This window comes from Primorskyibacter flagellatus (genome assembly GCF_048268605.1).
Taxonomy (GTDB): domain Bacteria; phylum Pseudomonadota; class Alphaproteobacteria; order Rhodobacterales; family Rhodobacteraceae; genus Primorskyibacter; species Primorskyibacter flagellatus.
In genome coordinates this window covers 212,616-233,016 of record NZ_JBLWVF010000002.1, presented here as the reverse complement: position 1 = coordinate 233,016, position 20,401 = coordinate 212,616, and the positions used below count along the sequence as shown (strand labels likewise).

Here is a 20,401-nt window from a genome sequence, read left to right as displayed (position 1 = left end):
GCCAGCCCCTCGCGCTCCCCGGAGTATTTTTACCAAGAAGAAGACAGGGGCGTTTTTGCGCGGTAACATACGCCCGGGCTGAAGCGGTGCGGCGGATAAGAACCCGCTTGCAGGCGGCACGGATTGCAGCACATTCGTACAGATGGATTGGCGCGACACAGGCATATTGCTTTCGGCCCGCAGGCATGGCGAGACAAGCGCCATTCTGGAGGTCTTTACGCCGGAGCGCGGGCGGCATGCCGGTGTCTTGCGCGGTGCGTCCAGTCGCAGGATGGCCCCGCTGCTGCAACCCGGCGCGCAGCTTGATCTTGCATGGCGGGCGCGGCTGGAGGATCAGCTGGGCAGCTTCACGGTCGAGCCGATGCGCGGGCGGGCGCATGAGGCGATGTCGGATCGGTTGATGCTGGCAGGGCTGAACGCCGTGACGACGCTGTTGCTGTTCTGCCTGCCCGAGCGTGAGGCCCATCCGGCGCTGTACCGCGACACCGAGACTTTGCTGGACCTGCTGGACCAGCCCCAGATTTGGCCGCTGGCCTATATGCGGTGGGAGATGTCGCTGCTGGAAGAACTGGGCTTTGGTCTTGATCTGCGGGTGTGCGCGGTGACGGGGACAACCGAGGGGCTGATCCATGTCTCGCCGCGGTCCGGTCGGGCGGTATCGGCCAAAGGCGCGGGCGAATGGGCGGACCGCATGTTACCATTGCCGCCGGTTTTGCGGGGGCAAGGCAGTGCCGAGGATGGCGAGGTGGCGCTGGCGCTTGGTACGACAGGGCATTTCCTGGCCCATCGCATCGCCGCAGATATGCTGCACAAGCCGTTGCCCGCAGCGCGGGCACGCTTCATCGAGGCGCTTCAGCGTCGGGCGCGACAGCAGTGAAAATCATTTCGCGCCCGGCATCATTGGTCAGAAGCAACGTGTCGCCCGCAACCTCGGACAGTGTCATCTGCGACAGCGCCGTGAAAAAGGCGGTTTCGGCCTGAAGTTCAGGGCAGGCGCGCCGGGTCGATATGATCGGTGACAGATCAAACCACGGATAGGGCGCGGACTGCGTCGCGCTCCAGCTGTTGCAGGGGGCTTTGCCGGTGACCGCGCCAGCGGTGCCCAAAGTCATCGTCGCCTCGGCGCTGTAATCGGCGCCATCCATGGCAGACAGACGCCACGTGCCTGCGCCACCATAGGACACAAGCGTTTCATCCTGATCACAGGCGGCCAGAGCCAAGAGCGGAACAAGCAGGAGTTTGTGCATATCAGGCACGTTATCCGATTCTTTCAGGGATGCAATTCAGCACCGCTCTTCCCTGTCCCGGTCAACCGCGCTAGAGCTAAGGCATGAAATGGACGTTGCCCAATATTCTGACCGTTTTGCGCCTGCTGGCCGCGCCCGGCATTGCCGTGATGTTCCTGTACTTCACGCGCCCCTATGCCGACTGGTTCGCTCTGGTGCTGTTCATTGCGGCCGCCGTGACAGACTGGTTTGACGGGCATTTGGCGCGCACGTGGAAACAGGTCACCAAGCTTGGCACCATGCTGGACCCGATTGCCGACAAGGCGATGGTGGTGATCGCGCTGATGGTGATCGTAGGGTATTCCTCGATGTCGCCCTGGCTGGTGTTGCCTGCGACGGTGATTCTGTTCCGCGAGGTCTTTGTCTCGGGTCTGCGCGAGTTTCTGGGCGACACGGCGGGCACGCTGAAGGTGACGAAGCTGGCCAAGTGGAAAACCACCGCGCAGATGGTGGCGATCTCGGTGCTGTTCGCGCAAGGCGTGTTCGAGCATTATCTCGGCATGTCGACCTTCGGGCTGGACCAGCCGCTGTTCGAGGAAATCATGGCGGGCCGCGAAGAGGATGTGCTGGGATTACGCTGGAAATATCAGGGGATGATCTGGGCCGGAAATCTCGGGGTCGCGTTGCTTTGGGTTGCTGCAACCCTGACGCTGATCACCGGTTGGGACTATTTCCGCAAGGCGGTCCCCTTTCTGAAGGATTGATGACATGGATGTGCTGTATTTTGCATGGGTGCGCGAGCGCATCGGCATTCCAAAGGAAACCGTCGAAACGCAGGCAAGCACAGTGACCGAACTGGTTGCTGAACTGAGTGGGCGCGAAGACCGCTATGCCGCTGCCTTTGCCGACATATCCGCGCTGCGGGTGGCTTTGGATCAGGAACTGTCGGATTTCGATGCCTCTCTGACCGGTGTGCGCGAGGTCGCGTTCTTTCCCCCGATGACCGGAGGCTAGGCAATGCGCATCGTTGTGCAGGAAAAGCCATTCGATTTCGGTGCAGAGGCCGCTGCATTTGCGACGGATCGGCACGATATGGGGGCTGTGGTCACATTTACCGGCATCGTGCGTGACATCTCCGGTGATCTGTCTGCCATGGAGATCGAGCACTACCCCGGCATGACCGCGAAGGCGCTGGAAAAGATCGCGACAGAGGCCGTCACCCGCTGGTCACTGGGCGATGCGCTGGTGATTCACCGCTATGGGCGCATGGTGCCGGGCGAGATGATCATGATGGTTGCAACGGCCGCCCCCCACCGCGCCGACGCGTTTGAGGCGGCGGAATTCTTGATGGATTACCTGAAATCACGGGCACCCTTCTGGAAAAAAGAGATCGGCAAGGACGGGGCCGAATGGGTCGCGGCCAAGGATGCCGATGAGGACGCGCTGACCCGCTGGTAGCAACGCCTCAGCTTTTGCCTTGGCTCATCCGTTCGACATAGGCGCGAAGCTCTTCGGATTCGTAGCGCGCATCACGCAGACCTTCCATTGCGGCGCTGCGCTCTGCCTCTGACTGCGCCAACTGGTTGGTCAGTTCAGCTTCGCGCTGTTGCAGATAGGTGATGGCCTGATCGCGGGTCTCTTCCGCATCGTGCAATTCCTGGCTCATCCGTTCCAATTCATCGACATCCGATTTGGAAACGCGGGTGAAGCGGTGCAGCAACCAATTGGCAAACCAACCCATGCAAAATGCCACGAACAGAATGATGGCCGTGGCCACCACAAATTCAGTTCTGTTCATCCTCTTGGGTCTCCTCGTTCTGGTCTGCGGCCGCGTCGGCCTCTGTCTCTGCGTCGGCCTCTGTCTCTGTCTCGGAACCGTCCTGAGATTCGGCATCTTCTTCTGTCACGTCCGGCCGGACCAGTTTGAATTCAATCCGGCGGTTGGCTTCGCGTCCGTCGGCACTGCCATTATCGGCGATCGGCTGGTCTTCACCGTAGCCCACCGCCCGGTATGAGGCGGTCAGGACCCGGCGGTTGCGCAGCGCATCCAGCACCGCTTGCGCGCGTTCCTGACTAAGCTGCTGGTTCATCGTTTCGCGGCCCTGACTATCGGTATGTCCGCCGATCTCAAGCGGGATGTCACCGCATTTCTTCAACAGTTCGGCAATATCGTCCAGGATGTCCTTGGCCGCACTGTCAAAGGTCGACGCGCCGGGCTCAAAGCTGATCTTGCGGTTGCCGATAATCTCGACGATGCCCGCCTCGCATTCATCGGGGGTAGGTATACCCAGCGTCGGATCAAGCTTTTCGAGGTAGGTCACCTTGATGTCGAAATCGGCACCTTCACCCAGCTTGGTCGACAACAATTGCGCAATCGTCGCGTTGGCGTCGACCAGTCCGGTATCGCCCGCAACCACGAATGTGTCGGGCGTGATCGTGACCGCGCCGTTTTTAAGTTGCGCCAGCGCTTCCAGCCCGGCCAGAACGCGGACCGACCACGAGGCGGGAAGCGTCTCGTCGATGCGGGCGGACATGCGGGACGCGCCGCTGCCGAACCGTGCCTTCGCATAGCTTTCGGCGGTCTGGCGTTCCAACGCGCCGGCAACCCGGCCGCGCATCTGCACGGCACCTTCGGGGCTGAGGGTGGCAACGAACTCGGGCGGTCCCTGTTCGCCCTCGTCCGGCGTTTCGGGCAGCACTGCCGTCAGTGCGAAAACCTCCGGCAGCGCGTTCTCCAGCTCTCCGACCACATGATCGAACACCCCGCGATCCGTGCCTTCGGGCACAAGCAGCGAAATATCGGCATCCGAGAAGGTGACGCTGCCGCCGCCGACCTCGGCCAGCGCGTTGATTGCCAGCTCCGCGGCCTGTGGCCAGGTCTTGGACGGAATGCCCAGTCCGATCGTGCAGCTGGCCTTTTCGTTCAGCCCGGCAGCATTTGCAGCGGCAAGGATACGGTCACGCCCCTCCTCGGTCCCGGCAGAGCAGGCATCGAATTTGGCTTTGCCGTCTTCGATCAGGAATCGCAGTGTGAAGGGGCTGATCACCGGGCGCGGGGCAGACAGATCCAGCGACAAGGTGACCTTGTCACCCGCCCGGCGCACCAGATCGCTTTCCATCTTGCGGCGCGTGGCATCGCTGTCAGTCATCGCGGTAATCTGCACCTGATCCGCCCCGACAGAGATTTTGGATCGCGGCAGATCTTCCAACGCCCACAGGCTGAAACGCAGCGCATCGGCCCATCCGTCCGGCGCATCGAAGCTGGCAACTTCCAGAAGATCGGACACCTGACCCGGATCATCGGCGATGTCGCGGACCTGGGACAGCAATGCCTCCCGGTCAGTGCTGGCCGGGACCAGACCGATCAACGAGATACCGGCATCGTTGCGCAGGATCTCGACCGAGAACCGGGGCGGTGCCAGATCGGCCGTGTCGGCCACGCCCATCTGATCCAGCACCCGAGAGGCATCGACCACGCGACCGGCGGCGCTGAGCGCATCAAAGCGGGCGGCTTCGGTCGGGGCCGTGCCGATCAGGAAAATCTGCAACCCGTCGGAATCCACATCCGCCCAGGTCAGTGCGGCCTTGTCGAGTTCCTGACGCACCTCTTTGATGGAATTGTTTTCGATGACACGGACAGAAAAGTAGGCCGCGACCAGACAAAGCAATGCCGCGAGGCCAAAGGCCAATAGCGAAATGAACAACTTTGACAAACGCATGGGCATTCCAAGCAGCGTGGAGTTGGCTTCTGATACAGCCAGCGCCGGAGGGGTGCAATCACGCGAAAAGCGCTACGGCGAAAAACAGCACAGGCAGCAGGCCGGCATTTCGGTTGGACCGGAACAACATCAGCAGCCGGTCATTGTCGTCGGGGTCGAAAAGGCGCAACTGCCACAGCATATGCCCGACAAAGCCAAGCGCGCCTGCGATGGCCACGACCAGCGTCAGCGTCTCTGCGCGCGGAATCGCGGCAAGGATGGCCAGCACCATCAGGGCCACGCTGAGCTTCATAAAGCGCGCCAGCCATTTCGGGCTGGTCTCGCCGAACAGGCGCGCGGTGGATTTTACCCCGATCAGCGCGTCATCCTCGGCGTCCTGATGGGCATAGATCGTGTCATAAAACAGCGTCCACGCCATCCCCGACAGATACAGGATCACCGCGGGCCATTCCAGAACACCGCGATGCGCGGTCCAGGCCAGCAACGCGCCCCAGTTGAAGGCGATGCCCAGAAACACCTGCGGCCACCATGTGAAGCGTTTGGCAAACGGGTAGATCGCCACAGGCCCCAATGCGATCACGCCAAGCAGGATCGCCATCGGATGAAAGCTGAGCAGGATGGCGAAGGCCACCAGCGCCTGCGCCGCCAGCCAAGCCAGCGCTTGGCCGACGCTGACCTGCCCCGATGGGATCGGCCGCGACGCCGTGCGCACCACGGAGCCGTCGATATGACGGTCGGTGATGTCGTTCCATGTGCAGCCCGCGCCGCGCATCAGAATCGCACCGATGCCGCAACCCGCAAAGATCCACAGATCCTCCCACCGCGTCTGCCCGTCCGACAGCATCGCCAGCAACAGCCCCCACCAGCACGGCAAAAGCAGCAGCCATGTGCCGATCGGGCGGTCCAGACGGCTGAGCCGGAAATAGGGACGTGCGGGTTTGGGGGCGAGCCTGTCCACCCAATTGCCGCGCACGGCGTCGGAAACCTGTCCTTCGGCCTCTGGCATCGGCGGTTGGTCGGGCATATGTTGCGCTCCATGACGGCAAAGATACGGCTCTATGTAGATCACCCGCTGGGGGAAGGGCAATCACTCGCCCTGACGCGCGACCAGGCACATTACCTATTTGCGGTGATGCGGCTAGCCGTGGGCGACGGTGTGCTTGTGTTCAACGGGCAGGATGGCGAGTGGCGCACCGATGTGGCGGTCGCCAACAAGCGCAACGGCGTGCTGGTTTGCCGCGCGCAGACCGCGCCGCAGCGCAACCCGCCCGACCTGTGGCTGCTCTTTGCCCCGATCAAGAAGGCCCGCACCGATTTCATCGTTGAAAAGGCGGCAGAGATGGGCGCCGCGCGGATCATGCCCGTCCAGACGCGCTTCACCAATTCCGAACGAATTCGGCAGGATCGGCTGCAAGCCCATGCCGTCGAGGCCGCCGAACAATGCGGCGGAACATTCGTGCCCGAAGTCACCGATCTGGCCAAGCTGGACGCCGTTCTGGACGACTGGCCCGCGGATCGCCAGTTGATGTTCTGCAATGAGGCCGAGGCCGGCGCGGCCACGCGGCTCGCCAAAGCGACGCCCGGCCCTTGGGCGATTCTCATCGGTCCCGAGGGGGGATTTTCCGAAGCAGAGCGCGCGCGCCTGTCCGCTCTGCCGCAAGCGCATGTCGTCAGTCTTGGTCCCCGCATCCTGCGCGCCGACACCGCAGCCGTGGCCGCGATGACGCTTTGGCAAATGGCGCTGGGGGACTGGCAATGACGTCGCGCGCCAAGGCTGCGACATGACCCTGCTGCGCCGCGAGGCCAAGGCCGCGCTTTGGCGCTGGCGCGAAACCATCACCGGGGTCGCGGTGGCCGCACTTGGTCTGCATTGGGTCGTCAACCTTTGGGGCCTTCTCAACTGGATGGGGTATCCGGTGCTGCTGATCGGCATCGCACTGACCGTCATGGGCGTGCAGCGTGCGCGCTTTCGCACCAAGGAGGTCGCGCCGGGCGTGGTGCAGATCGACGAGGGCCGGATTTCTTATTTCGGGCCATTGTCGGGCGGCATTGCCGACCTGGCCGATCTGCGCTCGCTGGCCATAGATCCGGGATCGAAGCCCCCGCATTGGGTCTTGTCGCGACGCGGCGAACCTGACCTGCACATCCCGCTGGGCGCTGCCGGTGCCGATGCGTTGTTCGATGCATTTGCCGCCCTTCCCGGCATCCGTACGGAACATATGTTGCGGCAAATGCAGGCCGGTGGCACCGAGCGCATTATGATCTGGCACCGCGCCGACATGCCCCGCCCATCCGCCCGGCTGCATTGACAGCCCCGCCATTTCCCCCCATCCCTGTGATCTGACACGAACAGACCCTGCAATTCGGAGCCTTGCCAAATGTCCATTCCACAGTCCGGCGGCGGCCCGGTTGAACACAAAGATCAGCTGACAGACTACCTCGCCTCCGGCTGCAAGCCGAAAGAGGACTGGCGCATCGGCACCGAGCACGAGAAATTCGGCTACTGCAAGGACACGCTGAAACCCCTGCCATATGAGGGCGAACGGTCCATTCTGGCGATGCTGGAGGGTCTGCGCGACCGCCACGGCTGGGCCCCTGTCGAAGAGGCAGGTAAGCTGATCGGGCTGGAAAAGGACGGTGCCAATGTCAGTCTGGAACCCGGCGGCCAACTTGAATTGTCCGGCGCACCGCTGGAAACCATCCACGAGACCTGCGACGAGGTGAACGCCCACCTGCGCGACGTGAAAGACATCGCCGATGCGGTCGGCGTGGGGTTCATCGGTCTGGGCGCGGCCCCGATCTGGACGCATGACGAAATGCCGATGATGCCCAAGGGCCGGTACCGGCTGATGAACGAATACATGGACCGCGTCGGCACCATGGGCAAATCCATGATGTACCGGACCTGCACCGTGCAGGTGAACCTCGACTTCTCGTCCGAGGCGGACATGGTCAAGAAGATGCGCGTGGCCCTCGCCCTGCAACCCGTAGCGACAGCGCTTTTTGCCAATTCACCGTTCTTCGAAGGCCGCCCCAATGGCCACAAAAGCTGGCGCAGCCGGATCTGGCGTGACCTTGACCCGGACCGCACCGGCACGCTGCCATTTGTCTTTGACGATGGTTTCGGGTTCGAGGCCTGGGTGGATTATGCGCTCGATGTGCCGATGTATTTCGTCTACCGCGACGGCAAGTATATTGACGCGCTTGGCCAGTCCTTCCGCGATTTCCTGAAAGGCGAACTGCCCGCCCTGCCCGGCGAAATCCCGACCCTGTCGGATTGGGCCGACCACCTGACCACGATTTTCCCCGAAGCACGGGTCAAGAAATTCCTTGAGATGCGCGGTGCCGATGGCGGCCCGTGGCGCAGGCTTTGTGCGCTGCCCGCCTACTGGGTCGGGCTGCTCTACGATCAGACCGCGCTGGATGCCGCCTGGGATCTTGCAAAGGACTGGGACGCCGAAACCCGCGAGGCTTTGCGCGTGGCCGCCTCGCAGGACGCGCTTCAGGCCAAGGTCGGGGGGATCGACATGCATGACTTGGCCCGTCAGACCGTGGAGATTGCCGAAGCCGGACTGAAAGCCCGCGCGCGCCCCGGCGCAGGTGGGCTGGTGCCTGATGAAACCCATTTCCTGAATGCCCTGAAGGAAAGCGTCGAATCTGGCAAAACCCCCGCGGACGAGTTGCTTGAGCATTATGCAGGTGACTGGGACGGCGATCTGACGCGCGTTTACGCTCAATACAGCTACTGACGCCGCCGCGACATGCCACAGCACCCCAAATCATGGGGGCTGCGCGATCTTGCGACGCTATATTGCCAGGCGCGATCAAGATGAACCGCAAAGGGGGCCGGGGCGCAACAGATGCGGCGCAACCTTCATGGAACGTCCAACCCCTCCCGGAACACGGCGGTGCGATCCGCTTGCGCGCAACTGACAGCGGTCATATTGTTTAACCAATTCCCGAAGAGGTCAGCAGATGCCATTCCAGAAGGTTCAGCCAGAAAAGCTATCAACGTCGGTCGCGCGACAGATCGAAAAGCTGATCCTGCGCGGCGTATTGCGCCCCGGCGAACGCTTGCCCCCCGAGCGTGAGTTGTCGGAGCGGCTTGGCGTGTCACGGCCATCGCTGCGCGAGGCGGCAGCGGACCTGCAAAACCGTGGTCTTCTGGCCAGTCGCGCCGGTGCCGGTATTTATGTGGCCGACGTGCTGGGCTCTGCCTTCTCGGATGCGCTGATAAAGCTCTTTGCGACACATGATGAGGCGGTGTTCGATTACCTGTCGTTCCGCCGTGACATGGAAGGATTGGCGGCAGAGCGCGCCGCGCGCCTGGCATCGGACACAGATCTGAAAGTCATCCAATCGGTTTTCGACAAGATGCAGGCCGCCCATGCCAAGCGCGATCCGAGTGACGAGGCAGGACTCGATGCGGATTTCCACCTCGCCATCATCGAATCCAGTCACAACGTTATCATGCTGCACATGATGCGGTCGATGTATCAGCTGTTGCGCGAAGGCGTGTTCTACAATCGCCGGATCATGTTCCAACGACGGACCACGCGTGAAACGCTGCTGGACCAGCATCGTCAGATCAACAACGCCCTTCAGGCCCGCGATCCTGATGCCGCGCGCAAGGCGGTAGAAGACCATCTGAATTACGTCGAGAGCGCCTTGACCGAGCATCGCAAGGCCGAACGCAATGAAGAAATCGCCCGCCAGCGCTTTGAACACGAACAAAGCCGCACTTGACCTCGGCGCATCCCGGCTTGGCAAATCAACCGGTGGGCTTTGTCATCGCGTCACCTCCGGCAGCGGTGCTTATGGCATCGCCCGCAAACCCGGTCTGTTTCAGGCAACAAGCGCATCAGTCCGTTGGCGCACGCGGCTCCGTTCGGGACAATTTTTCCACCCATTTTAATTGCTTCGGCAGGCAGACCTTGCGCAAATCATAGTGCTCCACCACGAGTTCTCGTGCGGCCTTGCCCATGCGCGTCCGCGTCTCCGGGTCGTCCAGCAATTCGCAGAGTCTGTCGACCAAAGCGTCCTTGTCGAAGAAATCCACCATCCAGCCGGTTTCGCCCTCGGTCAGGACCTCTTTCACAGGTGCCGTATCGCTCGCCAGAATTGCGCTTTCGCAGGCCATCGATTCCAGCAGCGACCAGGACAGGACAAACGGATAGGTCAGGTACACATGCGCCCTGCTGACCTGCATCATCGACAGGAAGCGGTCATAGGGCACGCGGCCAAGGAAATGCACCCGCGCCCAGTCCTCATCTGAAATCTGCCCGCGCACCTCGTCAATATAGATCTGCTTCCATGTCTTGCCCGCAGGCGCGCGCGCGCCATAGCTGACCTCATCGCCGCCCAGCATCACCACCTGCGCCTCTGGCCGCCGTTTCAAGATCTGCGGCAGCGCGCGCATGAAGATGTGATAGCCGCGATAGGGTTCCAGATTGCGGTTGATGAAGGTCACAACCTCGTCGTCACGGGTCAGGACGCGACCGCCCGTCACCTCCAGCCTTGCCGCCGGGTCGGGCTTTACATCCTCGGTATTCACCCCGTCATGCACCACCGTGATACGCTTGCGGTAATGGTCGGGGAAGGTATCGGCCTGAAACTGCGTCGGGCTGATACCCAGATCGATCACTTCGGAATGCAACCGGTTGTTGAGGTTTTTCAGCCGGATCCGCAGCGCGTCCTGTTCGGCAGCAGGCGTCGGGAATTCCGGATCGAACCCCAGAAACGGTTGCGCGGACAGGTGGTAAAGCTCGCAATACAGACCCAGACGTGCACCCGGCCACACATCTTTGAGAAACAGGCTTTCGCCCCAGCCGTGATGGGCCAGGATCATGTCAGGCTCGAACCCCTGCGCCTTCAGCGCCATCGCCGCAGCGTAACAGCTGTGGCCGCGCAACAGTTTTGTCTCGAAGTCGGACAGCCAGGGATGAATATCGCGCGACGACGCACCGGTGATCTTGTAGGGGATGACCTGCACCCCCTGCCATTTCACAGGTTTGTCCACCTTGGGTGTCAGCGCCACGATCTGATGCCCCATCTGCACCAGAACCGGCGCAATATGCTTGTACTGACCGGGGAAATTCTGGTGGATCAGCAATATCTTCATGGCAATAATTTCCTGCAAACCGACACCGCCCTGTTATATCCGGCTGCCGGAAAGAGGCAAACTCTACGAGCCGGGCCGAACCGATTTGCCCAGAGGCACTTTACCCGGACGCCCCATGGTCCTATCACCCATGCGACTGCAAAGACGCCCGCCTGCCCAAAGGAATCCCCACATGTCCCGCTACACCCCCGCCGAAATCGAGCCGAAATGGCAACAGGCCTGGGAAGAGGCCGGAACCTTCACCGCCACGCGGGAGGGCGACAAGCCGAAATACTATGTGCTCGAAATGTTCCCCTACCCGTCCGGGCGCATCCATATCGGCCATGTGCGCAACTACACGATGGGCGACGTGATCGCGCGGTACAAGCTGTCCACCGGGCATAACGTTCTGCATCCGATGGGGTTTGACGCGTTCGGAATGCCTGCCGAAAACGCCGCCATGGCGATCGGCGGTCACCCCAAGGACTGGACCTATTCCAACATCGACACGATGGTTGAGCAGATGAAGCCGATGGGCTGGTCTCTGGACTGGACCCGGATGTTCGCGACCTGCGATCCGGAATATTACGGTCAGCAGCAGGCGCTGTTCATTGATATGCTGGATAGCGGACTGGTCTATCGCAAGAACGCCGTGGTCAACTGGGATCCGGTGGACATGACGGTGCTGGCCAATGAACAGGTGATCGACGGCAAGGGCTGGCGGTCGGGTGCCGAGGTGGAACGCCGCGAGCTGACGCAGTGGTTCTTCAAGATTTCAGACATGTCGGAAGAGCTGTTGGACGCGCTGGACGGGCTGGATGACTGGCCCGCCAAAGTGAAGTTGATGCAAGCCAACTGGATCGGCAAATCGCGCGGGCTTCAGTTCAGCTTCAGTCTGATCGACGGACCGCATGGCATGGACCGGGTCGAGGTTTACACCACACGCCCCGACACGCTGATGGGGGCGTCTTTCGTTGGTGTCTCGCCCGATCACCCGCTGGCCAAGCAGCTGGAGCGTGAAAACCCTGAAATTGCCGCCTTTTGCGCCGATGCGCGCCGCGGCGGCACAACCGCCGAGGCGTTGGAGACGGCTGAGAAAAAGGGCTATGATACCGGCCTCAAGGTCATGCATCCCTTTGATAACGGCTGGGAGCTGCCGGTCTATATCGCCAACTTCATCCTGATGGATTACGGCACCGGCGCAATTTTCGGCTGCCCGGGGCACGACCAGCGCGACCATGATTTCTGTGTGAAATACGATCTGCCGATCGTGGATACCTTCCTGCCGCTCGAAGGCGCGCATGACATTCAGGCAGACCCGTTCGTGCCCGCAAAGACCGAACAGGTCCGCTATACCCGTCTGATCGCAGGCACAGAGGTTCAGACAGGCGATGAGGCCGTAGATGCCGCCGTCGATTTCTGCGAAGCAAATGGCGTGGGTCAGGGCGTCACCAAGTTCCGCCTGCGCGACTGGGGTCTCAGCCGTCAACGCTATTGGGGGTGCCCGATCCCCGTCGTGCATTGCGAAACATGCGGCGTCGTGCCCGAGGCCAAGGAAAACCTGCCGATCAAACTGCCCGATGATGTCAGCTTTGACGTGCCGGGCAACCCTCTGGATCGTCACCCGACCTGGCGCGATTGCACCTGCCCGAAATGTGGCGCGGCGGCGCAGCGCGAAACCGATACGATGGACACATTCGTGGACAGTTCGTGGTATTTCGCGCGCTTCACCGCACCGCGTGCCACCACGCCCACAGATATGGCCGAGGCCGAATACTGGATGAATGTCGACCAGTATATCGGCGGTATCGAACACGCGATCCTGCACCTGCTGTATTCGCGTTTCTTCGCGCGTGCGATGATCCAGACCGGTCACCTGCCCGAAAAATGCGCCGAGCCGTTCAACGCGCTGTTCACGCAAGGCATGGTCACACATGCGATCTATCAGACGCGCGACGAAAACGGCCGCCCGGTCTATCACTACCCCGAAGATGTGGATCTGCGTGACGGCAAAGGGATTCTGAAGGACGGCACCGAGGTAGAGATCATCCCGTCGGCCAAGATGTCCAAGTCCAAGAACAACGTCGTCGATCCGGTGCAGATCGTCCAGCAATACGGTGCCGATACCGCGCGCTGGTTCGTGCTGAGCGACTCGCCCCCGGAACGCGACGTGGAATGGACCGCCAGCGGTGCCGAGGCCGCCAGCAAGCACCTTGCCCGCGTCTACCGCATCGCCGCAGAAATCGCCGGGGACCAGACCGGCCCACAGGACGGGGACGAAGCCCTCCTGCGAGAGATGCACAAGGCCATTCACGATGTGACGATGGGTGTGGAAAGCTTCGGCTTCAACGCCTCTATCGCGCGGCTTTATGCCTTCACCAATGTTCTATCCAAGGCCAAGGCCGGAGCGGCGGCGAAACGCGAGGCCATGCGGGCACTGGCGCAGCTGATGTCACCGATGACGCCGCATCTGGCCGAGGAAATCTGGCAACTGCTGGGCGGCGAGGGCCTGATCGCCAATGCGGCATGGCCCGTCGCGGATGACGCGATGCTGGTCGAGGACAGCATAACCCTGCCCATTCAGGTCAACGGCAAGCGCCGCGGCGAGATTACCGTTGCCAAGGACGCCGACAAAGCCGAAGTTGAGAAACTGGCACTGGCGCATGAGGCCGTGCTGCGGGTGCTGGATGGTGCCCAACCGAAGAAAGTCATCGTGGTTCCGGGACGGATCATCAACCTTGTCGTCTGATCGCCGCCTCTTCCTGCTGTCTGCGCTGGCCCTCGGGGCCTGCGGCTTCACGCCCGCCTACGGGCCAAGCGGCGGCGCATCCGCCTTGCAGGGGCAGGTGCGGCTTAACGCGCCCGGTGGCCGGGCCAGCTATCTGCTCAACCAGCGGCTGGAAGAACGCCTTGGCCACGCGCCAACCGGCAGATACGCTCTGAGCTATGCGCTCAAGACCGGACGGGACGACCTTGGGACAACCTCTGAAGGCGTGACCTCGCGCTATCACCTGTCGGGATCGGCCACCTGGTCGCTGACCGACACGGATGAACGTGTCGTGGCCTCCGGCAAGGTGGACAGCTTTTCGTCCTATTCGCCCACCGGATCGACCGTCGCAACGCGGGCATCGCAACGCGACGCCACCGCAAGGCTGATGATCATTCTCGCGGATCAACTGGTCGATCAGCTGCTTCTTCAGGCCTCGGACCTGCCGGCATGAAACTGTCCGCGCGCGATGCGGCGGGCTATTTTGCAAAGCCCGACCCGGCCAAGACCGGCCTGCTGATCTTTGGCGCGGATGCGATGCGCGTCGCGCTGAAACGTCAGCAGGTGATTGCCGCCCTGATCGGCCCGCAAGGCGAAGAGGAAATGCGGCTGACCCGCCTGCCCGCCGCTGATCTGCGCAAGGACCCCGCGGCACTGTCCGACGCGATCAAGGCGCAGAGCTTTTTTCCCGGTCCGCGTGTTGCCTTTCTGGAAGAGGCCACGGACGGGATCACCAAGGTGGTAACAGCGGCGCTTCAGGACTGGCAACCCGGCGATGCGCAGGTGATCGTCACCGCCGGGCAGCTAACCGCGAAATCCGCCTTGCGCAAACTCTTTGATGGGCACCCCAACGCCTATGCAGTTGGCATTTACGACGACCCACCCAGCCGGGCCGAGATTGAGGCGGATCTCAAACGCTCTGGCCTGCCCGCGCCATCGCCCGACGCGATGGAGGCTTTGACGATGCTGTCGCGGCAGCTTGATCCCGGCGATTTCCGGCAGACGGTCGAAAAGCTGGCGCTGTATCTGCTGGATCAGGATGCACCCGCAACGCCCGAGGATGTGGCAGCCTGCGCCCCCAGCTCTACCGAGGCAGAGGTGGATGATATCCTGAACATCGTGGCCGAGGCGCGCACCGGCGAGATTGGCCCGGTCATGGCGCGATTGCAGTCACAAGGCACCAACGCGGTTGCCCTGATGATCGGCGCGACGCGGCATTTCAAGATCCTGCACAAGGTCGCATCGGACCCCGGCGGCGCTGGATCGGGTATCGGCAAGCTGCGCCCGCCGGTGTTTGGCCCGCGTCGCGACCGTGTGATGCGTCAGGCGCAAAACTGGGGCACCGCGCGGCTGGAACAAGCGATGACAATGCTGACGGATACAGAACTGCAACTTCGCTCTGCCGGTCAGCATGCTCCGACCATGGCGCTGGTCGAGCGAGTGCTGATTCGGCTGTCGATGCTGGCGCGCCGCTAGCACCGGATTGACCACACCGTGGCGGGGGCAGGTTCGCAAATCTCAGCCGGACATTTGTTGCCAAATCTTGTCGCGACCCGTTTGCGGGCTTGTGACGGCAAGGCACAGCGCGCAGTCTGGCCACCAAAACGGCAGGAGAGATCTTCATATGTATACGGTTATCGGTGGCGTTCAGAGCCGCACGTTCAGGGTTCTGTGGTGTCTGGAAGAGTTGTGCGTGCCGTTTGAACATCGCCCCGCCGCGCCGCGTTCCGAAGAAGTGACCTCTGTCAGCCCGTTGGGCAAGATCCCGGTGCTGCTGGAAGGCGACGCGGTGATCCCTGATTCGACCGCGATAATGACCTATCTGGCGGATAAGCACGGCGCGCTGACCTGTCCGGCTGGCACGCTGGAACGGGCGCATCAGGATGCGCTGACCTTCCGTATCCTCGACGAGGTCGACGCGATCCTGTGGGCGGCAGCACGGCACAGTTTCATTCTGCCGAAAGAAGAGCGGGTTCCCGCGATCAAAGACAGCCTGAAGCTGGAATTTTCGCGAAATCTGGAACGTCTGACGGGTGAAATCCGTGGGCCGTTCCTGATGGGCGAGGATCTGACGATCCCGGACATCATTCTGGGCCATTGTGGTGGTTGGTCTCGCACCGCAAAGTTCCCCGATGCCCCGGCAGAGTTTGTGAACTACCTCAAACGCCTGCGCGGCCGTGCAGCGTTTCAACGCACCGTTGCCTATGGCGGCTGACCCCTCGGCTTGCCTGGCCCCGACCGCGCGCCCCGTTTAGCGCCCTGCCGTTGGCCACGAACTGCTCACGAACCGGCCAGGTCGGTGTCAGCCATGCGCCGCAGCAGCGCGGCCCGCATGCAGCCCCGTGGCAAGGCACGCCGTCAGGAGATAGCCGCCGGTGGGCGCTTCCCAGTCCAACATCTCGCCCGCAGCGAAGATGCCCGGCATCGCCCGAAGCATAAGCCCATCGTCCAGCGCATCGAACGGTACCCCACCGGCGGTGGAGATTGCCTCGTCCAGCGGGCGCAGCCCGGAATGACGGATCGGCAAAGCCTTGATCTGCTGGGCGAGCACTTCGGGAAAGTTTGACAGCGGACCTGCGTATTCCATCAACAGCGCGATTTTCTGGGGCTCCAATTTAAGCACTTTGCGCAGATGGTTGGTGTAGCTGGTCTTGCCGCGTGGTTTTGCAATACGGCTCGCGATGTCGCCCGCGTCACGATCCGGGGCAAGGTCGAGGATCAGGTCTGCGCCACCGCGCAGCGCTGGTGTCAGCGCGTAGATGCCCCCACCTTCCAAACCGCGCGCAGAGATCATCGCCTCGCCCCGCAGGCTGTCTTTGCCCGCCGTCAGAGCGATGTTTTTCAGCGGCGCACCAAAATGGCGGGTCATATGCGGCGTCCAGTCAATGCGAATACCCGCATTGGACGGCTGGAATGGCGCAAGGTCGACCCCCTGCCCGACAAGCATCGCCGCCCACGCCCCGTCAGAGCCAAGCCGCGCCCAGCTGGCACCGCCCAAGGCAAGCACCGTCACCTGCGCGTCGATTGTCTGTTGGCCGTCCGGCGTGTCGAACGTCGCCGCCGAGTCCTGCCAACCGGTCCAGCGCCAGCGTCTTTGCAACGTGACGCCCTTTTCGGTGAGCCGCGCCAACCAAGCCCGCAATAGCGGCGAGGCCTTCATCGCCTTGGGAAAGACCCGCGCCGTCGACCCGGTGAAAACCTCTTGCCCAAGATCACGCGCCCAGGCCTGCACGTCTTCAGGCCCGAACGCAGCCAGCGCCGCGCGCAGTTGCGGCGGCATTTCAGGATAAGAGGCCAGAAAGCTGGCCAACGGCTCGTCCCGCGTCAGGTTCAGACCGGACTTGCCCGCCATGAGGAATTTGCGCCCGAACGACGGTTTGGCGTCTGCCACGGTAACCTGGCGTCCGGCATCGGCCAGCGCCTCTGCCGCCATCAACCCGGCGGGACCGCCCCCGATGATCAGCGCGTCGGTCACGCCTCTGCCTGTCGTTCTGGCAGCTGCTGCGTGCCTTTCAGCTCGATCACGCGATGCGGATAGGGGATCTCGATGCCATTGTCCTTGAGCGCGTTCCAGATCAGGAACAGCACGTCGGAGGTGAATTTGTTCGGCCCGTCATCCAGCCCGTTGACCCAGAATTCGACGGCAAAATCGATGCCGGAATCGCCAAACCCGCGCAGTTCGCAATCCGGTGGGTAGGGCGCTTGCAGAATGCCCGGATGGGTGGCGACCGCAGTCTCGATGATCGCGGGCACGGCGTTGATGTCAGTGTCGTAGGAGACGCTGAACGGTGCCTCGTAGCGGTTTGCGGACCCGCTGTCAGAATAGTTGACGACGCGGGTGGTGATGAAATCCTCGTTCGGCACCACGACCCAGCGGCCATCGAAGGTTTCCAGGATCATCGCACGGGCGGTGGTCTTGACGATGGTGCCGGACTGGCCGTCATCCAGCTCGACAAAGTCGCCGACCGTGGCCTGCCCCTCGATCAGCAGGATCACGCCCGAGATGAAGTTCGCGGCGATCTTTTGCAGACCAAAGCCAAGCCCCACACCGATCGCCCCCCCCAGCACGGCGAGCGAGGTCAGCGAAATGCCCATGATGTTCATCAACAGCAGAAAGGCGGCCCCGAAAATGGCAATCTCGGCGGCTTTCGCGGCAAGCTGTCGTGTCGCCGGGCGAAGTTCTTCCTGCTTTTGCAGGTAGGCGGAGGATTGATCGTTGGACCAGCGCCCCAGCCAGAACAGCAACGCGCCCGCGATCAGCCCCCGCACCAGCGCCATCACCGAAAAGGTGATATTGCCCATCTGGATGGTCATCGCGTTCAACTGCGCAGAGGCCGCATCGAGCAGGCCCAATGTGTAAAGCGCCATCACCGGCAGCAGGACATACCGGCCTAGCAGCTTCAGGAACGGATCCCGGATGGTCTCGTTGACAAGGACGCGCGCCGCGAGGAACAGGAACACCCGTTTGCCAAAGGCGATGACGGCCGTGGCACCAAAGGCCGAAAGCGTGATTGCTTCGCCAATCGCGGTGAAGGCATAGGCAAGAAGCGGCAGTAGGAGCGGCAGAAACAGCAGCGCAAAACGACGCGCGCTTGCGATGATGTTGCGCTGTGCCGGTGTCGGCGTCAGAAAATTTCTCAGGAATGGGATCAGACGCCGCGACAACAGCACCGCCAGAACATAGGCAAGGGCGAGCAAGGCCAATTGCGACCACGAGGCCGGCTGCACGATCCACGCAAGCGCGATCTGCCAACCCTGCAACGCATAGGCAGCGACGGTCTGCACCAGTTCCGGCTGCTGCGACAGATCCCAGTTCATGTTCAAACCCCTGACGCCGCCCCTACCCGGTCACCGTGTAGCCAAACAGCCGCCTCGGCCACAAGAAAGATTTTGTGTCTCCAAGGCTTCTGGTCCTGCCTCCGCCAAATTGTGCCGACGGGAGCGGTTCGGCGTCATGCGGTTGTCATGTCCAGCGTGATGGAATGTTGAAGATCATCAACACCCGTATTGTCGCTTTGATGGAAAGCGACTTGCGAGATTTCTGACGTGCCCCTTCAGCAAAGCATCTCCTTGATCCCTCGGGCAATGGCGGGGTCAGCCGCCAGACTGTCAGCGCTAAGCGCGCGCGCTTCGTCGATCAAACTCTCGGGCGCGACCAGACGGTCTATCAGCCCCCATGTCTGCGCCTCTGACGCCTCGATTTTTTGTCCGGCCATCAGGATCATCGACGCCCGCGACCGCCCGATCAGATCAATCATGCGGCGCGGGTCCGAGGGTTGCGGCAGGAATCCCAGTTTCATCACCGGGTAGAACACCTTCGCCGACGGCACCGCGATCCGGATGTCGCAGGCCAGCGCCATCCCCATCGAACCACCGGCGATTGTCCCGTTCAGTGCGGCAATGCTGAGGCCCGGCAAGGCTGCGATGGCGCTGGACAAGCGTTCCCATAGCGGGCTGGTGGCCATGCCCGCGCGCGCGGCCTCCAGATCGGCGCCGGCAGAGAACACCTTGCCCGTACCAGTCAGGATGAGGGCCTTTGCCTCTTGGGCCGCCTCGGCAATCTCTGCCAGTTCTTCCAGCATTCCCGGCGTCAGCGAGTTTGCCTTGTCTGGGCGATTGATCCGCGCGATCCACAGCCCGTCCTCTTTTTCTAGAACGATCATGTCAAGCCGACCTGTTTGCGGATGTCTTCGTCGCGCAGCGAGATTTCGTCGCCCAGCCATGCGTCCGCTTCGGGGCCGCACATCCACAACAACGTCCGCGCAGGCCAATCGGGCGGGATATGATCGGACCAGTCCAGCTTGCTGACCGGGTTCACGCCGCTGGCCTTGATTTCGCGCTGCATCTGCGTGGCCACCGTACCGGGGCTTAGGCCGATGGCGCGAATGCCTGCCTCGCGGCCTTCTTTGTCGGCACAACGGGTCAGCATTGCAGCCCCTGCCTTGGACGCACAGTAATGTGACCAAGCCTCAACCGGGCCATGTGCGGCCCCGGAGCTGATCGTCAGGATCGTGCCGCCACCGGCTTTCATCATCACCGGCATCGCCGCGCGCATGCCGTAAAAGACGCCTTTGAGGTTGATATCTATGGTATGTCCCCAGTCTTCGGGGTCGGCCTCGGCCAGCAGGGAAATAGGCTCGATCACACCGGCATTGCCGATCAGCACATCGAGCCTGCCAAACGCCTCCAGACAGGCATTCACTGCTGCCTCGACCTCCCAGAAACGACTGACATCGCAAGGAATAGCGATGGCCTGCGGGCCGATCTCTCCGGCCTGATCCGCAACCGCGTCTTCGCTGCGCGCCACCAGCGCCAGCTTCGCGCCCGCTTCGGCAAAGGTCCGGGCTGCGGCCGCCCCGATCCCGCGACTGGCACCGGTGATCATCACGACCTTGCCATCAAGATTCTGCATTGCCACTCTCCCTGCGTTTCGTTCTACCGTCCATTGCTAGCGCAGCGGTGCCGCAAAGGTCCATATGCTGCATGCGCCGCAAATGACCGGGATGGGTGCCGAAATCCGACTTCCGGATTCCCAGACCTTGACCCTGCCCGCTGCGCAACCGAAGTTGAGGGAGACTAAGAAATTGGA

The 20,401-nt window shown here is 62.2% G+C and carries 21 protein-coding genes; 12 read left to right on the top strand and 9 right to left on the bottom strand.

Annotation, left to right across the window (positions count from 1 at the left end):
• Window positions 1–142 precede the first annotated feature (142 nt).
• Window positions 143–877: a DNA repair protein RecO gene (gene recO / locus ACN0WV_RS04295; protein WP_417604001.1), complete on the top strand. Its 735-nt coding sequence runs from the start codon at window positions 143–145 to the stop codon at window positions 875–877.
• Here the strand turns inward: recO and ACN0WV_RS04290 are convergent.
• Entirely contained in the window at window positions 840–1,247 is a 408-nt protein-coding gene (locus ACN0WV_RS04290) for an META domain-containing protein (protein ID WP_417604000.1), read from the bottom strand. The two genes, recO and ACN0WV_RS04290, sit on opposite strands and share 38 nt — an antisense overlap.
• Before the next feature lie 83 nt (window positions 1,248–1,330).
• On the opposite strand from ACN0WV_RS04290, the gene pgsA reads away from it, so the two are divergent.
• From pgsA to ACN0WV_RS04275, 3 genes are read left to right on the top strand one after another with little or no spacing between them, the layout of a single operon-like run.
• Window positions 1,331–1,990 carry a CDP-diacylglycerol--glycerol-3-phosphate 3-phosphatidyltransferase gene (pgsA, locus tag ACN0WV_RS04285; protein WP_084350461.1) on the top strand — a complete coding sequence of 220 codons (660 nt, stop codon included), beginning with the start codon at window positions 1,331–1,333 and terminating at the stop codon, window positions 1,988–1,990.
• A gap of 4 nt (window positions 1,991–1,994) precedes the next feature.
• Window positions 1,995–2,240, top strand: a complete 246-nt coding sequence (gene moaD, locus ACN0WV_RS04280) for a molybdopterin converting factor subunit 1 (protein WP_417603999.1) — start codon at window positions 1,995–1,997, stop codon at window positions 2,238–2,240.
• Window positions 2,241–2,243: 3 nt separating this feature from the next.
• Window positions 2,244–2,684: a molybdenum cofactor biosynthesis protein MoaE gene (locus ACN0WV_RS04275; protein WP_417603997.1), complete on the top strand. Its 441-nt coding sequence runs from the start codon at window positions 2,244–2,246 to the stop codon at window positions 2,682–2,684.
• A gap of 7 nt (window positions 2,685–2,691) precedes the next feature.
• On the opposite strand, the gene ACN0WV_RS04270 is transcribed toward ACN0WV_RS04275, so the two are convergent.
• From ACN0WV_RS04270 to ubiA, 3 genes are read right to left on the bottom strand one after another with little or no spacing between them, the layout of a single operon-like run.
• Window positions 2,692–3,024 carry a hypothetical protein gene (locus ACN0WV_RS04270; protein ID WP_084350464.1) on the bottom strand — a complete coding sequence of 111 codons (333 nt, stop codon included), beginning with the start codon at window positions 3,022–3,024 and terminating at the stop codon, window positions 2,692–2,694.
• Window positions 3,011–4,945 (bottom strand): OmpA family protein, encoded by a 1,935-nt coding sequence (locus tag ACN0WV_RS04265; protein ID WP_417603995.1) that lies wholly within the window; start codon window positions 4,943–4,945, stop codon window positions 3,011–3,013. Before ACN0WV_RS04265 ends, ACN0WV_RS04270 begins: the two co-directional genes overlap by 14 nt.
• Window positions 4,946–5,003: 58 nt before the next feature.
• A complete protein-coding gene (ubiA, locus tag ACN0WV_RS04260; protein ID WP_417603994.1) occupies window positions 5,004–5,969 on the bottom strand; it encodes a 4-hydroxybenzoate octaprenyltransferase in 966 nt (321 codons plus the stop codon).
• Window positions 5,970–5,981: 12 nt separating this feature from the next.
• On the opposite strand from ubiA, the gene ACN0WV_RS04255 reads away from it, so the two are divergent.
• The 4 genes from ACN0WV_RS04255 (at window position 5,982) to ACN0WV_RS04240 (ending at window position 9,691) form a co-directional block, all read left to right on the top strand.
• Complete coding sequence (locus ACN0WV_RS04255; protein ID WP_417603992.1) at window positions 5,982–6,704, top strand: 16S rRNA (uracil(1498)-N(3))-methyltransferase; 723 nt, start codon at window positions 5,982–5,984, stop codon at window positions 6,702–6,704.
• A 22-nt stretch (window positions 6,705–6,726) separates the two neighbouring features.
• On the top strand, window positions 6,727–7,254 hold the full coding sequence (locus ACN0WV_RS04250) for a hypothetical protein (protein ID WP_417603991.1): 528 nt from the start codon (window positions 6,727–6,729) through the stop codon (window positions 7,252–7,254).
• A gap of 69 nt (window positions 7,255–7,323) precedes the next feature.
• Window positions 7,324–8,694: a glutamate--cysteine ligase gene (locus tag ACN0WV_RS04245; protein ID WP_417603990.1), complete on the top strand. Its 1,371-nt coding sequence runs from the start codon at window positions 7,324–7,326 to the stop codon at window positions 8,692–8,694.
• A gap of 226 nt (window positions 8,695–8,920) precedes the next feature.
• A complete protein-coding gene (locus ACN0WV_RS04240) occupies window positions 8,921–9,691 on the top strand; it encodes a FadR/GntR family transcriptional regulator (RefSeq protein WP_084350468.1) in 771 nt (256 codons plus the stop codon).
• 115 nt (window positions 9,692–9,806) lie between these two features.
• On the opposite strand, the gene ACN0WV_RS04235 is transcribed toward ACN0WV_RS04240, so the two are convergent.
• Window positions 9,807–11,066: a glycosyltransferase family 4 protein gene (locus ACN0WV_RS04235; protein ID WP_417603989.1), complete on the bottom strand. Its 1,260-nt coding sequence runs from the start codon at window positions 11,064–11,066 to the stop codon at window positions 9,807–9,809.
• A 172-nt stretch (window positions 11,067–11,238) separates the two neighbouring features.
• On the opposite strand from ACN0WV_RS04235, the gene leuS reads away from it, so the two are divergent.
• The 4 genes from leuS (at window position 11,239) to ACN0WV_RS04215 (ending at window position 16,027) form a co-directional block, all read left to right on the top strand.
• A complete protein-coding gene (gene leuS / locus ACN0WV_RS04230; protein WP_417603988.1) occupies window positions 11,239–13,794 on the top strand; it encodes a leucine--tRNA ligase in 2,556 nt (851 codons plus the stop codon).
• Entirely contained in the window at window positions 13,784–14,266 is a 483-nt protein-coding gene (gene lptE, locus ACN0WV_RS04225; RefSeq protein ID WP_417603987.1) for an LPS assembly lipoprotein LptE, read from the top strand. Before leuS ends, lptE begins: the two co-directional genes overlap by 11 nt.
• Window positions 14,263–15,288, top strand: coding sequence for a DNA polymerase III subunit delta (gene holA / locus ACN0WV_RS04220; protein WP_417603986.1), 1,026 nt, complete (start codon window positions 14,263–14,265; stop codon window positions 15,286–15,288). The genes lptE and holA overlap by 4 nt, the downstream gene beginning before the upstream one ends.
• Window positions 15,289–15,436: 148 nt before the next feature.
• Window positions 15,437–16,027: a glutathione S-transferase family protein gene (locus ACN0WV_RS04215; RefSeq protein WP_417603985.1), complete on the top strand. Its 591-nt coding sequence runs from the start codon at window positions 15,437–15,439 to the stop codon at window positions 16,025–16,027.
• Window positions 16,028–16,114: 87 nt separating this feature from the next.
• On the opposite strand, the gene ACN0WV_RS04210 is transcribed toward ACN0WV_RS04215, so the two are convergent.
• The 4 genes from ACN0WV_RS04210 to ACN0WV_RS04195 all read right to left on the bottom strand — a co-directional run bounded on the left by ACN0WV_RS04210 (window position 16,115) and on the right by ACN0WV_RS04195 (window position 20,224).
• Window positions 16,115–17,287, bottom strand: coding sequence for a TIGR03862 family flavoprotein (locus ACN0WV_RS04210; protein WP_417603984.1), 1,173 nt, complete (start codon window positions 17,285–17,287; stop codon window positions 16,115–16,117).
• Complete coding sequence (locus ACN0WV_RS04205) at window positions 17,284–18,630, bottom strand: mechanosensitive ion channel family protein (protein WP_417603983.1); 1,347 nt, start codon at window positions 18,628–18,630, stop codon at window positions 17,284–17,286. The genes ACN0WV_RS04210 and ACN0WV_RS04205 overlap by 4 nt, the downstream gene beginning before the upstream one ends.
• 236 nt (window positions 18,631–18,866) lie before the next feature.
• Entirely contained in the window at window positions 18,867–19,475 is a 609-nt protein-coding gene (locus tag ACN0WV_RS04200) for an enoyl-CoA hydratase/isomerase family protein (protein WP_417603982.1), read from the bottom strand.
• Window positions 19,472–20,224 carry an SDR family oxidoreductase gene (locus ACN0WV_RS04195; protein WP_417603981.1) on the bottom strand — a complete coding sequence of 251 codons (753 nt, stop codon included), beginning with the start codon at window positions 20,222–20,224 and terminating at the stop codon, window positions 19,472–19,474. Before ACN0WV_RS04195 ends, ACN0WV_RS04200 begins: the two co-directional genes overlap by 4 nt.
• Window positions 20,225–20,401: the final 177 nt, after the last annotated feature.